This is a genomic window from Hymenobacter sp. AT01-02, assembly GCF_000961955.2.
GTDB classification, from domain to species: Bacteria; Bacteroidota; Bacteroidia; order Cytophagales; family Hymenobacteraceae; genus Hymenobacter; species Hymenobacter mucosus.
The window spans coordinates 16407-32419 of sequence record NZ_JZIR02000028.1; the positions used below are offsets into that span (position 1 = coordinate 16407).

Annotated in this window: 9 protein-coding genes and 1 pseudogene; 5 read left to right on the top strand and 5 right to left on the bottom strand. The window is 54.0% G+C overall.

The window, feature by feature from the left end; translation table 11 throughout:
* Positions 1-373 precede the first annotated feature (373 nt).
* From VI25_RS10880 to VI25_RS10890, 4 genes and pseudogenes are all read right to left on the bottom strand, one after another.
* Positions 374-1249, bottom strand: a complete 876-nt coding sequence (locus tag VI25_RS10880) for a flavin-containing monooxygenase (protein WP_161806919.1) — start codon at positions 1247-1249, stop codon at positions 374-376.
* Between the two features lie 71 nt (positions 1250-1320).
* Positions 1321-1443, bottom strand: a pseudogene (locus tag VI25_RS28880) (NAD(P)-binding protein); the annotation flags it as partial.
* Between the two features lie 16 nt (positions 1444-1459).
* A complete protein-coding gene (locus VI25_RS10885) occupies positions 1460-5068 on the bottom strand; it encodes a PAS domain S-box protein (RefSeq protein WP_045688892.1) in 3609 nt (1202 codons plus the stop codon).
* A 23-nt stretch (positions 5069-5091) separates the two neighbouring features.
* The gene (locus VI25_RS10890; RefSeq protein WP_055562497.1) at positions 5092-6462 is read right to left on the bottom strand and encodes a sigma-54-dependent transcriptional regulator; all 1371 of its coding nucleotides are present in this window, start codon (positions 6460-6462) and stop codon (positions 5092-5094) included.
* Between the two features lie 360 nt (positions 6463-6822).
* Between VI25_RS10890 and VI25_RS10895 the strand changes: the two genes are divergently transcribed.
* The 3 genes from VI25_RS10895 to VI25_RS10905 all read left to right on the top strand — a co-directional run bounded on the left by VI25_RS10895 (position 6823) and on the right by VI25_RS10905 (position 12520).
* Positions 6823-9033 (top strand): hypothetical protein, encoded by a 2211-nt coding sequence (locus tag VI25_RS10895; protein ID WP_152981576.1) that lies wholly within the window; start codon positions 6823-6825, stop codon positions 9031-9033.
* Between the two features lie 505 nt (positions 9034-9538).
* Complete coding sequence (locus VI25_RS10900; protein ID WP_045688891.1) at positions 9539-10426, top strand: DNA/RNA non-specific endonuclease; 888 nt, start codon at positions 9539-9541, stop codon at positions 10424-10426.
* Between the two features lie 381 nt (positions 10427-10807).
* Positions 10808-12520 (top strand): lysophospholipid acyltransferase family protein, encoded by a 1713-nt coding sequence (locus VI25_RS10905; protein ID WP_045688890.1) that lies wholly within the window; start codon positions 10808-10810, stop codon positions 12518-12520.
* An 86-nt stretch (positions 12521-12606) separates the two neighbouring features.
* Here VI25_RS10905 and VI25_RS10910 read toward each other — a convergent pair whose 3' ends face one another.
* Positions 12607-13170: a DUF4468 domain-containing protein gene (locus VI25_RS10910; protein WP_045688889.1), complete on the bottom strand. Its 564-nt coding sequence runs from the start codon at positions 13168-13170 to the stop codon at positions 12607-12609.
* 1057 nt (positions 13171-14227) lie between these two features.
* Between VI25_RS10910 and VI25_RS10915 the strand changes: the two genes are divergently transcribed.
* Together VI25_RS10915 and pyrF are read left to right on the top strand one after the other, a co-directional pair.
* Complete coding sequence (locus tag VI25_RS10915; protein WP_161806921.1) at positions 14228-15091, top strand: dihydroorotate dehydrogenase; 864 nt, start codon at positions 14228-14230, stop codon at positions 15089-15091.
* A complete protein-coding gene (gene pyrF / locus VI25_RS10920; protein ID WP_045688887.1) occupies positions 15079-15840 on the top strand; it encodes an orotidine-5'-phosphate decarboxylase in 762 nt (253 codons plus the stop codon). Before VI25_RS10915 ends, pyrF begins: the two co-directional genes overlap by 13 nt.
* Positions 15841-16013 lie beyond the last annotated feature (173 nt).

A 16013-nucleotide genomic window follows, 5' to 3' on the forward strand; every position in this document is an offset into this window, starting at 1 on the left:
CAAGGCTGCTTTTTTGTGCGCATACGTGCCTTGTATGATCGTATGTCTGCTTTCTGCGCCGACACTAAGTATAGGTAGGATGCTGAGCACAAAAAAGCCCCTCCGCGGAGCAGAAGGGCTTCAGAAAAGAGCGTTGCAAAAGCCTAGCGGCCGTTGTTAGCACGAACAGGAGCTGGCGTGAGCATCTCCTTTACGTTGTTTATTGTATCGAAAGCAAGCAGGGCAGTAGCCAGCAGAATGCCGAAGAAGATCAACAGAGTCATACAAAAGGGATTAGAAACAGAGAAGAATCAACGTGCGGATACTAAACGTTGGTATACCGGGCGTTGCTTGTTTCTATAACTTCGATTAGCTCAGGGTAGTTTCAGTATAATTATGTGCTTTTCAGCAATTCTTTCACTACATGGCGCGCATCGGGGCCCGCGCCGCCCATAAGGGCCGAGCGGCGGTTGTGAAGCCAGGGTAACCCCAAGAAGGCTAGTCCTTTCACGGGAGACAAACCCCGGAAGTGGTACGGCTCACCCCGCTCATTCATGCTCCCCGGAATTTGCAGCCAATTGAACGCCGGCCGAAATCCAGTAGCCCATACCACCGCATCTAAGGGAGGCGTAGTATGATGGACGCCTAATAATTCCCCAGCAGCTGTGGCCGACTGCCCTCGCCCAATAAAGTGCGCGTGTGGAAACTGCTGTAAGCGGTGCAAGTCTTGGCTCACCACAGGCTCGGGGCTATTGCGCAGGTGGCGGCCCAATACTGTGTGCCCAGGTACACGCATAAAGCCCGTAGCAGTAAGAAAAACCCACATTGCTGTATTGTTGGGCATGGCAGGCGTATGCTCATCAAAGGCCACGTACACCGGCCGGCCGGTTTCGGCTACGTCGGCGGCAATTTGTAAGGCTGAGTTACCACTTCCTACAACAGCCACCGGTCCGTGCCCTCTCAAATCGGCCGGTTGGTGGTACCCGCTACTATGCAGCTGCTGCACGGTAGGAGGAAGGTCATCGGCAAAGGAAGGACGCGCCGGTGCAGAGTAAGGGCCTGTACACACAATGACGCGCTGTGCTTGGTAGCAGGTTCCCGTAGCTGTATGCACCTGGTAGCTACTAGAGGGCATAAGCTGCACGTGCACCACCCGCTGATTGTGTACAATGGGAAGCTGAAAGTGAGCGGCGTACTGCTGTAAGTACGCCGCTGCTTCGTCCTTCGTTGGGTAGTAGTGGGCAGCTTTGGGCCAGGGTAACCCCGGCAAGGCACTGGCCAGGTAGGGGAAAACAAGCGCAGCGCCTTGAAGCGGGCAGCCCATACGTCGCCGGTAGCAGCACGCTCATCAAGCACCAAAAAAGGTTGGTTGTGCTGCTGCAGGTAGTAAGCTGCTGCTAACCCACTTTGCCCCGCCCCAATCACGATAGTACCCGTCAGGCGAGGATTCGCGGCCGTTTCCATCTATTTATGCTGTTGGTTACGACATTGGGAATTCCTCCAGCAGACCTACTATCACCGCGTCAAGCTTCTGGCGCACTAGGCCCACTAGTTGCTTGATTTCATCCCAAGTAGGTGCTCCTGTTTCGGCATGTGTCGTTTCTAGCCGCCGGAGTGGGCCGTGCAGGGACTGAATGCGCAAGCTATCCGTAGAGCTTTTGAGGTGGTGAGCCGTAGCTGCTATCCGCTCCCGGTTCTCGGCGGCAAGGTGCATTTCCAGATCTGCTACGATGGGCGGGGTAGTGGTGATGAACAAGTGGGCCATTCGACGCACAAAGGCCGCGTCGGTACTCCGTAACAGATTGCTCAAATCATAGAGTGGAGCGTCCGTTGGAGCAGCGGGAGTAAGTAGGAACGACGGTGGAGTGAGTGGAGCAGAAGCCGCAGCAGGTTGAGGTACCGTGGCCGTCGGCCGACCGCTCAGTAGGTTTTTAATCAACCGGAATAAGTCCTGCTGGCGGAAGGGTTTCGACAGGTAGGCATCGAGGCCCGCCTGTAGGTAGCGCTCTTCTTCCCCTTGCATGGCGTGGGCTGTAAGCGCCACTACTGGGGTAGCAGCCCGCGCCGAATCTGGGTGTTCCCGTAGCAGACGCGTAGTAGCTACTCCATCCAATCCCGGCATCTGAATATCCATCAGAATGACATCGTAGCGGTGGAGGCGGAATAGCTTAAGGGCTTCGGGGCCCGAGGAGGCCGTGTCTACATGCACGCCCCAGCGCTCCAGCATAGCCTGCACTAGCAGTTGGTTGACGGCGTTGTCTTCGGCTAGCAATACGCGGCAGTTCGGCAGGGCCCCATACTCGGGCTGCGGTTCTTCTACCTGTTGGCCTGGCCCAGTGGTAGGCACGCCAAAAGGCAGCGTAAAGCGGAAGGTGCTGCCGTGGTGCAGGCGACTCTCAGCCGAAAGCTCACCGCCCAGAAGCTCCACCAGCCCCTGCGAAATGCTTAATCCAAGTCCAGAGCCGCCGTACTCACGGGCGGTGCTGGCCGACGCCTGCGCAAAGGGCTCAAACATTTGCTGCAACTGAGCCGACGAAATACCAATGCCTGTATCTAGTACCGTAAATTGGAACTGGGGCTCGGCGCCCGGAGCACTCACCCGCTGGCACGTGAGTAACACATGGCCTTTTTCCGTGAATTTCACGGCATTATTCAGCAAGTTTAACAGTACCTGCCGCAAGCGGTGAGGGTCACCCAGCACCCACGTAGACACATCGGCAGGGGGGAGCTGTAAGCGCAACGTAATGCCCTTTTCAGTGGCCTTGTGCATCAGCGACTGGCAACTACTGCGCAATACTTCGTTGAGGTCGAAGGGCAGGGACTCCAAACGGATACGGCCAGCTCCTAGCTGAGCCATATCGAGAATATCGTTGATGATGACTAGCAGATGTTCAGCCGAGTTCTGAATATGTGTTAGGTACTGCTGCTGCTGCTCGTTTAAGGTAGTTTTCGTGAGCAACTCCGCTAGGCCTAGAATACCATTCATGGGCGTGCGGATTTCGTGGCTCATATTGGTCAGGAACGTCTGACGGGCCTGCGCATTTTCTTCGGCTACCTCCTTGGCTCTCTGCAAGGCTTGTTCCGAGCATTTCAGGGCCGTAATGTCATTATCAACCCCTAATACCTGCACGGTACCATCGGCCAGCAGGAAGGGGCGCTTGGTGCTGTAAAACCAGCGTACATTGTCGTCGCCAGGCGAGAAGGTTTCCTCCTGCGTCATTTCTTGTTGAGTCCGAAGCACTTGTTCGTCGTGCCGGCGGTAGCGCTCCAAATCGGGGAAGACCTTTTGCAGTTCCTCGATGGGGGTATGCACCAGCTCGTCGGTGCTCATGCTGTACAGCTGCGCCGTTGCCTGATTGGCCAGTACGTAGTTGCTATGCTGGTCCTTCAGGTAGATCAGGTTCGGAACAGTGTCAATTACCTGGCGGAACAAACGGTTCTGCTCGGCCAGCCGGCGGTTGGCGGAGCGCCGTTGTTCATCGGCTACCTTCCACCGCGTTATGTCCTCGGCCGAGCCCACAATCTGACGTACCCTGCCTTGCGTGTCCCGTTCGAAGGGGGTGTTGTTTACGCGCAGCCAGCGCACGGAGCCATTGCGGTGGTGCAGGAAAAATTCCATGGTCAGCACTTCGCCATCGGCGGCGCTGGCCACTTCGGCAAGGTGCCGCCGCAAACGGCGTACCTCGCCCGGCGGAATCATGCGGGTAATAAACCTGTCGCCTAGTTCCAGGGCTTCCGCCTCGGTGTAGCCCAGCATGGTTTCCACGTAGCGGTTGTAGTACACGTTGGCTTGCTTATCGATATCGAAGATGTAGATAAGGTTAGGCGTCGTGTTGGTGACGCGCTCCATCAGCATCCGGCTCTGTCGCAGTTGCTCCTCGGCATGTCGGCGTTCGGTTACATCAGAAGCAGAGCCAATGATTTGCCAGGCTTGCCCGTCTGGATGACGCATGAAGGAGGTCGTCTTCAAGCTCATCCAACGCCAGCTACCGTTTTTGTGGCGCATCCGGTATTCGATGCTTAGTACTTGCCCATCCTCCAGCACCTGAAACAGCCCGTATCGGCGGCGCATTGTTTCCAAGTCATGAGGGTGCAGAATTCTTTCGGCTATGGTTGACCCCATGCCCACAATATCGGCCTCAGTGTAGCCTAGCAACAGCTCACCCTGCCGGTTACAGTAGACTACGCTAGCCGTACTCATGTCGTACAAGAACACGATATTGGGTACCGTGTCATTGAGGCGAGAAGTAAACAGTTGACTACGAACTAATTCGGCTTCAGCCTGTCGACGAAGAGTAATATCAGTCAGGTACACGTTCACACCATCGGTAGTACCTAGGGGCGCTACCGTCCACATATAGAAGCCACCATCCAGCCGCTGCTCAAAGGTGTGGGGCTGCCCCGCTTGCAGGGCCCGCGCTATTTCCTGACGCAATACCTGGCGCACATCAGCCTCCGAGGGTTGCTCCAAAGCATGTAGGGCGCGAGCGGCGGCAGGATTCGCGTAGCGCGCTTCCCCCATAGCATCGTAGCGAATAATAGGCTGAGGGCTCTGCTCCGCGAGTTGCGAAAGCTCTTGCACGCGTTCTTGGGCCTGCTGGTGCAGCGTTACATCCTCGTAGCTCCAAATGTGCAGCACCGTGCGGCCATTCTGCACTACTGGTAGGTAGTCTTGCTGCAAAACGGTGCCATTTTGCAGGGTATATAGCTGGCCGCTTACCCGCTCTCGGCTACGGGTAATAAGTGCCCGGTCCTCCCGAAAACGCTCTGGTTCTCGGAAAACAGCGGCCAAGTCTTGTAACAGCACTGAACTCGGTTGGCCGATATACGTGGTGCTGGGCTGAGGTAGTAGTAGCAGCTCACAGCACCGCGTATTCAGCAGCGTGATGATACCCTGCTCATCTTCGGCAAGTAGGGCGGTATTTACGGTATGGGAGAGAGCCGCCGCTTGGGCGGCGGCAGCTTGTGAGCGGGTGTATAGCTCAATTAATTGCTGTTCGGCCGCTTGACACTCTTGACGGGCGGTAGTGTAAGCATTTTGCACATAGCGCAATCGGCGCGCTAGCTGACGGTAGCTAATAGAACTCATGGCACGAAGAATAAAACCATAGGTCAGCGCAAGCGGACCTCGTTATTCTGTACCATACGGTAAATAGTGGATTTTCCGATTTGTAATTTGGCCGCAACCTGCAAAATATTCCCGTTGTGGGTGTCCAGATAGTGCTGCACAATGTTAGCCATCTGAATGCGCAACGACTCACCACCAGGCGTTTCAGTGGGCTCGGGGGTGGAAACGGTGCTGCCGCGCAACGACAAATCCTGGGGCTGAATTACGTCGCTCTCGGCCAATACTGCGGCCAATTCAACCACTGCTTTGAGCTCGCGCACGTTTCCCGGAAACGGATAGCTCAGTAGCTTTTGCTGGGCAGCGGGCGAGAAGGAGCAAGCCGCCATTTTGTTTTGCCCGCAGAAATCCTGGAGGAAGGCGCCGGCCAGCAGAAGTACGTCGCGGCCCCGTTCCCGTAGGGGAGGCAGCTGAATGGGTAGGCCCAAAAGCCGGTAGTACAGATCTTCCCGGAAGCGGCCCTCTTTCACTTCCTGAGCCAAGTCGCGGTGAGTAGCTACCATCAGGCGAGCGTCGAAGGGAATGCGCTGGTTACCTCCTACCCGGGTAACTTCCCGCTCCTGAATAACCCGCAGCAGCTTAGCTTGCAGGCTCAGATCGAGCTCGGCAATTTCATCTAAAAATAAGGTGCCCTTGTGTGCCTCCTCAAAGCGGCCAATGCGGCGGACGATGGCACCGGTAAAAGCACCTTTTTCATGGCCGAATAACTCACTCTCCAATAGCTCACGCGGAATGGCTGCCACGTTCACGGCCACAAACGCTCCCGTGCTACGCTCAGAGCGGAAGTGAATGGCCTTCGCTACTAATTCTTTGCCCGTGCCGGTTTCCCCACTCAACGATACCGTGATGTTGGTGCGAGCTGCCTTTTCAATAAGAGCAAAAAGCTGGTTGATTTGGGGGCTTTCTCCCAAAATGGCACGCTCCGGCTCGTACTTCTCCCCAATTTGCTCGCGCAGGCGAGTATTCTCTCGTCGTAGCTCTAGCTGCTTGCGAATATTGCCTACTGCGTTCCAAAGCCGGTCGGCAGTTTCCTCATCCTTAACGAGGTAGTCGTACGCCCCTTCCCGAAGTAAGCCGATTGCTGTGCGTACATCCTCCTGTCCCGAAATGGCGATTACGAATACATCCGGCAGCTTTTCCCGAATCTGACGCAATACTTGGTCGCCTTTACCATCGGGCAGGGAATAATCCAGTGTAATGATATCTGGTTTGGCGGAAAGGTTGTCAAGACAGGACTGCGCAGTAGTAAACCGCCGGATGCTGTAGTCGGGGTTCTGGGCCAGCTTATATTCTAACAATTCGCCATACCAGGCATTGTCTTCGACAATAAAGATGGAGATGGGTAACGACGTGCTCATAGGTTTAGAGGGTGGTAAACCTTGTTGCGATAGAAATGACGATAGTAATCAGGAGGTGGTAGCCAGATTACGCATTAAAAATATTCAATTACAACAAGGGGGCTTTCGGTAGCTCAAAGTGGGAAAAAAGCTCGGTATACTGCGAGTATACCTTGGATTTGTGGGCTTACCAAACTTTCCCATTCTAGTGCTTGAGTTCTTGAAATGGGAGAATATAATACTTGCTATATTAATATAATATACTGATAATCAGATAAAAGCAAGAGTTTTTAAAAACTGGCTGTGGAATTGAAAGAGCTGCACCGCGGACAACCTATTGCTAATGTCCCGGCCTGTACTCTCATTCTCAGTTAGTTCGTTATGAAATTCGCTCTACCTATCCGTATAGCAGGTGCAGTAGCTCTGCTATTTACCTACTGCTCTCACCTAGCTGTAGCCCAAACCCAGAATACAGACGTTATCTACTCTGGTACGGTGTCAAGCCATACCTCCCTAAACTGCGGAGTTCTCAACGACTGTGTTGGGATAGAGTTCCCTGATAGGTTCGGGACCAAGGACAACTTAGAAGATTATGCTATCCTACATCCTCGTACTCTGTCGGTTTTAAATTCTTCTCCCGTAGGAGTAACCACCGAGATGGCAAATGCAGTGCCTTCAGGCTCGCGGGCGGGCATTGTGCTAAGCAGGCATGGCGACCTGCTGACCACGGCCGGGGCTAACGTACTGAATAACCTAAGCATTATTACCTGGGGTGCCGAAGGAAGCCAGACGTATAACGGCGGGTCGTTGCTGAACGCTGAACTAGTGGCCCAAGCTCCCACCCGGTTGGAGTTTATTGCGAAGAAGCCATTCACGTCCTTGCGGGTAGAATATGCGGCTGTTACAAGCGTAGCAACCAAGTTTCGGCTGTATTACGCCTACAGCTTCAAAAGCAACAATACGAACACGCAGTACTTAGGCGCTACTTCCATCACAACTAATAACGTTACTTCCGGAACCATACCGGGCGGGGTGGTGCAGGGCTGCGTAAACTCTGGCGTCACCAACCCGGCCGGCGCTGCCGATAATGACGTGAATACCTTTGCGACGTTCGGTAGCTTGGCGCAAGTGAACTGCCCGTCCTTTCTGAACGTGAAGCTTACGCGCTCAGTGGGGCCAACTGACTACCGCGCCGGCTTTGTAGTAGGAAGCGCTGGGTTGGTTGACTTGAACGTCCTCAACGGCTTTAGCGTGGTGACCTACCTTGGCGACAAGCAGCAGGAAGTAGCCACGGGCATAAATGCGCTGCAAGTCAATGTACTACCCGACGACAAGTCGCAGATTAGCTTCTCTACTACCAAACCATTTGACCGCGTTGAACTGCGCCAGAATAGCTTGGTATCAGCTACTTATAACCTGAACGTGTTCTATGGTTTTGGGATTGAGAGCAAAGCTTTCCGGGACCCTGAGCCCGTACGTTCTACGCTCCCCGTGGCAACCACCAACGTCAAGACATTCCGGGGTAGCGTGGCCTGTGCCGACATTAGCATCGGCTCTAGCACCAGCGGCTGTAGTGGCATTACCAACCCCCTAAGCTCCGTTGACCCAGACACTACGAACTTCACAACCATCACGCAGCCTCTGGTAGCTGGCGGCGAGCGGGTGCGGGTGCGTATGAAACTAGAAGGCAACGGGTTTGCTGGCAACCGAGCCGGTGTAGTGCTTGGGGCAAGCACGGGGCTGCTGAACCTGAAACTATTGGAAAACACCACCCTGCGCACGTACGCCGCTGATGGGGTTACACTCCGCGAAACCTTTAGTGATGGTAGCTTACTAAATGCAAGTGTGCTTAGTGGCAACAAAACGGCGCTGTCATTCTTGACTACTCGTGATTTTGGATGGGTTGAGCTTGATCTGCCTGCCGCTGCTGCCATCAGCTTAGCCACGGAAACCCAGGTGTATTACGCCTTCGCCGAGGAGCAGCGCCTAGGCTTCCCAACCAACCTGATTGGTCCCAGTGGGCCGCTACCCGTACAGTTGGTTAGCTTCCAAGCAAAAGCAGCCGGCGGCGGAGTAGACATAAAGTGGCAGACAGCCTCGGAGGCCAACAGCAGCCATTTCGTAGTAGAGCGTTCGGCTACATCGGCAGAAGGATTTGCCCCTATCGGTCGGGTAGCAGCAGCAGGTACTACCACTAGCCGCCAAGAGTATCTCTTGCGCGATGCCGAAGCAGGTGAGCAAGAGGCTGCTATACTGTACTACCGCTTGCGGCAAGTAGATATGGATGGCAAAGAGCATTACTCACAGGTGGTGCCCGTGAAGTGGAGCACTCCAGCATTGGCCCTCATTGTGTATCCCAATCCGGCTGTTGGCGCTGAAAACATCCGGGTACAATTAGCCGGAACAGCAACCGAAGGCAATTCCCTTGCTGTGTATGGAGCCCGGGCTGAGCTAATAAGCCGTCTAGCCGTATCCGGACGCGAGGTAGTGCTTCCGTCAGCCCTGTTACGCGCGGGCATATATCAACTCGTGCTCCTGAACAACGCCGGGCAGCGCGTGGCTACACAACGCCTCGTAGTAGCTGGCCGCTAACGGTTCCGTTAGCTACCAGCTACTCACTAAGACTTTATCTACTAGTTCTATTCTTATCCACCCTACCTATCATTATGCGACCAAAAGCCCCGCTGTTGCAGGTCAGCGGGGCTTTTTGCGTTCGGCAGGTGGTGCATATGGAAGGGACCTGATACTGCAAATTGTTGCTACTTGCTGGTTGGTAGTGAGTACATTCAATATCCTGTTGTAATGAAACTGTATCGCTCTATTTTTCTGATAGTGGAATAGTGAATAAAGAGGCTGGTATGTGGGTGATTTGTGTAGTAACTAAATGTATAACAAATTATTGATGGATAAATATGCTCTAATGATACATATAATAGTAGTAATATTAAATGATCATAATTATGTCTAGGCTGTAATTGTGTATGAGTAAAATGATAATGCTGAGGTAATATGGCCCTGCCGTAAACTGCCCAATTTTGCTGGGCATTTACGCACCTGTCCTTTTCCTCCTTTTCATTTTCACAACCATCTCATCCACATGAAGAGTGTGATCTACCGCATTACTGGTCTAGCCCTACTGACCAGCTTGGCCGTTTCGTGTTCCAAAGACAGTGTAATACCCGCTGCTAACCCTGCGGCTGTATCGCAGAGCGCCGATGCCACGGCTACTCGAGAAAGTAACTTGGCTATGGGCAACCCGAGCGGAGCTACCACCAGCACCACCAACTATACCAACTACCTGCTCACAAAGTCGCAGTTTAGTATGTCGTATCACCGCGACCGGGGCATCCCGAACTGGGTAAGCTGGCACTTGAGCAGCGCGTGGCTGGGTAGCACGCCCCGCCAAGACAATTTCGCCGCCGATGCTACACTGCCCAGTGGATGGTATCGGGTAGGAAGCACCAGCTACAGCGGATCAGGCTTCGACCGGGGCCACAACTGCCCTTCTGCTGACCGCACCGGTTCCGTCGCCGACAACTCGGCTACCTTCTTGATGACCAATATGATGCCTCAGGCGCCGCGCAACAACCAGCAAACGTGGGCTAACCTGGAGAACTACTGCCGCACCCTCGCCAATGCCGGCAACGAATTGTACATTATCTGCGGTAGTTACGGCAGAGGTGGTACCGGAGCCAATGGGTATGCTACTACTCTTGATGCAGGCCGTGTAACAGTACCGGCGCGCTGCTGGAAGGTAATTGTGGTATTGCCCAACGGCTCTAGTGATGCCTCCCGCGTGACTACCAGCACCCGCGTTATTGCCATCGACACCCCCAATGACAATACAATTCAGACTACCTGGGGCTCCTATCGCACCACCGTCGATGCCATTGAGGCGGCTACGGGCTATGATTTACTGTCGGCAGTGTCAGCCACAGTGCAAAGCACGGTTGAATCGCGCGTAGATGCGGGCCCTACCAGCTGATACCAGCAGTATAGTACATACAGAATGCCGGCCATGAGCTAAATGGTCGGCATTCTTATTTGAAAGCCAGTTGTTTAGGCTAATTGTGGCCAAGAAATGTTGGTCGGGCAATGGCTTGATTTGATCTTTAAATTATTGTTATTAGTCGAAACTCTTCCGCAGGCCCATCCCGGTTCCTATACCTTTGTATCGAGTGAAGTGAAGAGGCAATTGTGAGGTGGAAAGATTGGAAAAGCCGCGCTGCAACGCGGCTTTTCTGCCTATATAGCCTGTTTGGTAATGGTTTGATAATGACCAGATAATGGCGGGCTAATTTCTCTTTGCGAAGTTTGATAACTATCTGTTATAGGATTTTCCGGGCCTTCGCATCGCCTGCCGCTCATGCAGCTAACTTCTAAATCAAACGTGTCATCGTCCGGCTCTTTGGGTCGGCGCTACCAAGAGCTGCTGCGTCCTTTGTGGCAGCCGTGGGCTCAGTTGCGTATGCTGCGTCAGCTTTATGCCCGGCATCAGCACTTAACGGGGCGAGCATTTATTGGGCACTTGCTGCGTGACTTGAATATCAAGGTGCGCTACAACCCGGCTGAGCTACGGCAAATACCATCGGACGGCTCTTTTCTGGCCATTGCAAACCAACCTGGCGGCCTACTTGAAAGCTTGGTGCTGCTGTACGTGCTAGGAGATGCCCGACCCGACCTGCGGATAATAGCCGACGAGATTTTAGCCCCGCTACAGCCCAACATAGCCAACCTCATAACAGCTCCCTCGCCAACAGCAACTACCGTAGGCCCTGGTGCAGCCGAGTTGGTGCCCCACGTACTCCGCTACCTGCACAACGATACACCCCTACTTGTATTTTCGCAGGGTGGGAGAGGGCCGCGTTTCCCCGTGCTGGCAGATGCCAGTACATCCGCTTGGCAGCCGTCACTACACCAACTGATTGCGGCTGTGCAAACCCCCGTGTTGCCGGTGTCAGTATCCTTCGAGCCCAGTAACTCCTGGGGCGTGTACCGAGTGGTGCGACCCTTTTTACTCGGCGCTACCATACCGGCCGACTTAGTGGGCATGCAAGGTAAAATTGTACACGTGCGTCTTGGCCGTCCATGTACCACCAAACACTTGAATAGTGTATCGGCTGCCGAGCGGTCGGCCTGCGTGCAGGCACAGTTCACTGGTCGAGGAGCTATTTCTGAGGCGTCGAAGCAGCTTGTGCAACCGCTGGCGGCTCTGGCTACTACGTATGCTCTGGAAGCCGAAATTCAGGCATTACGGCCGTCTCGTAGCCTACTACGCCATCATCAGTGGGAAGTGTACATGGCCAAAATGGCGGAAATTCCGACGGTGCTAGGGGAAATTAAGCGGTTGCGGCTAGCTTCCCCCCGCCCGCTGACGGAAGATGCCCTGCGCAACCTACCAGAGTACGATGCTCATCACTGGCATGTGTTTCTCTATGACCGTATCAACCACCGCTTAGCTGCTGCCTGCCGCTTAGGGCGGGGCCGAAACCTACTGCAGCAGCATGGCAAGAAGGGATTCTACCTGCACTCACTATTCCGGCTGAAAAAGGCGCTGCTACCATTGCTACACGAATCGGTGGAGGTGAGTAGCATTTGTGTCTGCGAGCAGTATGCGCAGCAGCCCTTACCCGCCGTATTATTGTGGAAGGCACTGGCCGAATATTTTATTCGTTACCCCGAGTACCGCTACCTCATCGGTTCTTTAAACGTGAGCCGTCAGTTCCCGGCGGTGCCCAAGGCGGCCCTGATGCGCTACCTACACCAGCATCATACTGATCCTGCCCTGGCGTCACTCGTGCGCGCCCGCAAGCAGGTTCGCTACCACGCTTTTACCGACGAGCCACATGCCCTGCCGGACACAAGCGAGCTACAGCAACTGACTGATTCTTCGTCCTTCGGGAAAGATGGTGGGCTGACGACAAGTGAGATACCAGTTGCATTGCGGCAGTACATATGGCAAAACACTCGTCTACTTGGGGTCAACCTCAACCCCGCATGCAGCAATTCCCTAGATGGTTTTCTGGTGCTAGACGCTCGAAAACTGCCCGCGCGTGCTCATCGGCTGCTAGATGCGTAAGCTCTACTCCTGGTAACTGCCGTGCATAGCAAAGCCCACCAGAAAGCATCTGCTGGGCTTTGCTACCGCTAAAGATAGATAGTGTTCTAACGCTCTGACACGCCAACGGTGCCTTCCGCAGGCTGGCTGTTCATGTAGGAACGGAACGACATCGCAATTTCACTTGCCACGGACGAAGCTTGTGCCGTTAGACGGCGCGCATTGTGCGTGCGTTCGTCTGCCTTGTCGTTTTTAAAGCGGGTGATGTATTCATCGAGAGCCAGCGCCTGGCTCGGCTGTTTGCTATCTGGAATAGCCTGGAAGGTATTGACGCTGTATTCGTAGCCATTATCAGTAGCCCGAAATGTAAAATCAAACCGTACGGCTACCTCCTGCTCTTTCCCCTTAGTATCAACGGGCTTAATCTTGCTAGTGCCCGTAACGCGCAGACTTCCGGCGGCGGGGTCAGCTTTGATTACGCTTTTGGGGCCATAAGCAAAGTGATTTTCCATCCAATCGTAAGCACGACGGTACAGCAAGGTGCGGCCGGACCCTTCCGAGGGCACTCGCTCACTGTATTCGATGGGGGCAACTGGCTCTGATTGTGCTTGCGCTGCCGGAGCCAAGGCCAACATACCCCCTAACAACACACTTAGTAGCACTTTATTCATGGTAACAGGAATGGTCAAAAGCAAAATTGGAAAACCCTGAGCAAAGGTATGATTTGTACAAAAGCAAGTGGATTATGAATATGTTAATCGGATAGTAATCCAATCAATTTCTATGTTAAGTCCCAACTGGGCAGTAGAAACTAGCCGTAGAGCATTGCTGATTTTTTCCACGTCGCTATTTCTCTTACCACTCATTAATAGTGCATAAAATACTAAGCAAAGAAAATAGTTGTACTATTTATAGATGAAGCCTTGTTAATTACAGATTACGTGAATGTGCAGTGGTCTTGAAAAAACAAATATAACTAGGAACCGAAGCTACATGCAAGTAGGCTGAAAAAATGTAAAGTGCATTGATAATCACTGATCTAGTTATACTTACGCATGAGCCAGACTAAAGGAGGATTCGAGTGGTTGGTAACATTTTGGTAACATGAAATTAACCCTGGTTTACTTGCCCACTGGGGAGGAAGTAGTACTTTTGCGTCGTGCTTCACCTCAACCACCAACACTTGATGGAGGGCGGGACCTTCCACGAAAGCGTCCTGCGAGATGACCAGAAGGCCCTTTTCTCCGTTAGTTCGTTTGTTTTTTACGGTTTTTGCCCGTTCACCGCTCCGGTTTTCGAAGCGGTTTTTTTATGTTCAGCTAGTTCGGTTGACTCGGCAAAATCTAGTGGTGCCCACCCGCACTTTTTTTAACTTCCTCTCAGCCCATACTGCTCCCCACCATGACCGATAGCACCACCCTTGCCCAGCAGATCACTCGAGGCAGGCCTTTTATTACGCAGAAGGGAGCCTAGTACCAATAAGAACTCAGCCACCAACAGTTTACCGTTGCCCACCCAAAGGCACGGGGTGGCATAGGGAGTGGGGTGATACATCAGGGGGATTCTGACGCAAGTCGGTTCGCCAACTGGCCACCCTGTTTTGTAGGTGCTTCATAGATAATACGCTAGCTGCCCCAGGCCTAGCTCGAAAGTAGCGCACTCATCTAATTTTGCTGGTTTTCCACTGCTATGGCAAGGGCCGCCAGCGAAATCATAGCTTTTAACCCAATGCAACTCGGCAAACTCACCCTTCAGAACCCTGTGTGCCTCGCGGCTGCATCCTGGCAGCTAGATGGAGCGGATTACGAGCGGCTAGGCGCAATTTTCACCCGCACCGTAACCATGGAGCCCAAGCCCGGGCTCTACGAAGAAGGTATTTGGCAAGTCGCCGATCAGACTTTGCTTAATGCCACCAATATGCGCACCGAAAGCGCCGAGATTTTGGTGCAGGAGTACTTACCAAAGCTGCGGCGCTACGGCGTACCAGTGTTTGTGAGCATTACCGCGCCTGGAATTCCGGGCTTTCGTAAGATTGCCCGCTTTCTGGCACGCGAAGCTAGCGACCTGATTGCGGGCGTGGAAGTATACATCGCCCAGCCCGACACAGGTAAGGGAGAGGAACTGAGCGCCAAGTTTGTGCGCGAAGCTACCCAAGCCGTGCGCAACGAGCTTGGCCCGGAAGCGGCCGTCATTGTGAAGCTGCCACCGTGGCCAGAGCATATTCGGGGCTTGGCCCTAGGTGCGCAGCAAGGCGGTGCTACGGCCCTGGCCGCTACGAATTTGTTGAAGGCACTGCACTTACCCGACGATGTTACGGCTACTCCCGTAGCCGGTGGCTTATCGGGGGAGGCGCTACGACCGGTGGCGTTGCGTTGTGTATGGGAGCTAGCCCACGATGAAAACATAACCCTTCCCTTGATCGGAACAGGCGGGGTATTTACCGCTAGCCATGTCACCGACTACCTGCGCTGTGGCGCTTCGGCCGTGCAAGTGGCCAGCGGCGAATGGCTGGAACCGGGCTTATCGGCCCGATTAGCAGCGGAGTGCACCCATCTTCAATCTGAAACTATCTCTTCCGAATGGAAAAGCTAACCCAACGCGTTCAGTACGCCAATTCACTGCTCTGCGTCGGGCTTGACCCCGTAGGCGACGACGCGCAGGTAGCCCACCGTTTGGCGAAAGTCATTGACCAAACCAGTGAGTATGCCGCCGCTTTTAAACCAAACCTGGCTTTTTTCCTGAGCCGAGAAGACGGCGTGAAGCTGCTGCGCGAGACGGTACAGCGCATTCCCGAAAGTATCCCGGTAATTTTGGACGGTAAATTCGGTGACATTGCCAACACAGCCGACCACTACGCCCGCTTCGCTTACGACGTGGTAGGGGCTGATAGCGTGACGGTGAATCCTTATATGGGGGACGATGCCATTGTGCCCTTTGCCCGTCCCGGTAAGCTGGTATTCGTGCTGGCCAAAACCAGCAATAAGCCTGCCCACTCTCTGCAGGATATGGCCCTGCTTAGCGGTGGTGCCTTGTCAGATGCCGCTGCCAGTATTACCCGTCAGCTAGACGAGGCACATGGTGGTATTGGCCTAGTAGTAGGTGCTACCAATGCGGAAGCGGTAGCCCGCACGCGTAGTCTCACTCCGCAACAATGGTTCTTAGTGCCCGGTGTCGGTGCCCAAGGCGGCGACTTGGAAGCAACCATGCGTGCTGGCCTGCGCCCCGACGGCTCCGGCCTCCTTATTAATACGTCGCGTGCCATTTGGCAAGCGGCCGATGCCGGCGCCGCTGCGCGGGAACTGATGGAACAGATCAACCAGTTCCGGCCGGTAGCGGTGTAGCATCAACCGTCATGCTTGAGCTGAGAGCCACTTGTCGAACCCGAAGGTCGCTGTAAGCAAGCATCTCTACTGCTTCGTTGCAGAGGCCTATGCCAGCTGAGGTAGCGGTAGAAATTCTTCATCACTAGCTTGAGGCGCCACATGCTCAGCATGGTATTTTAGTATCAACGCTT

Excerpts from the sequence above, each read along its gene's own strand:
- VI25_RS10885 (WP_045688892.1), bottom strand. The coding sequence starts at position 5,068 with ATGAGTTCTATTAGCTACCGTCAGCTAGCGCGCCGATTGCGCTATGTG.
- VI25_RS10890 (WP_055562497.1), bottom strand. The coding sequence starts at position 6,462 with ATGAGCACGTCGTTACCCATCTCCATCTTTATTGTCGAAGACAATGCC.
- VI25_RS10895 (WP_152981576.1), top strand. The coding sequence starts at position 6,823 with ATGAAATTCGCTCTACCTATCCGTATAGCAGGTGCAGTAGCTCTGCTA.
- VI25_RS10900 (WP_045688891.1), top strand. The coding sequence starts at position 9,539 with ATGAAGAGTGTGATCTACCGCATTACTGGTCTAGCCCTACTGACCAGC.
- VI25_RS10905 (WP_045688890.1), top strand. The coding sequence starts at position 10,808 with ATGCAGCTAACTTCTAAATCAAACGTGTCATCGTCCGGCTCTTTGGGT.
- VI25_RS10910 (WP_045688889.1), bottom strand. The coding sequence starts at position 13,170 with ATGAATAAAGTGCTACTAAGTGTGTTGTTAGGGGGTATGTTGGCCTTG.
- VI25_RS10915 (WP_161806921.1), top strand. The coding sequence starts at position 14,228 with ATGCAACTCGGCAAACTCACCCTTCAGAACCCTGTGTGCCTCGCGGCT.
- pyrF (WP_045688887.1), top strand. The coding sequence starts at position 15,079 with ATGGAAAAGCTAACCCAACGCGTTCAGTACGCCAATTCACTGCTCTGC.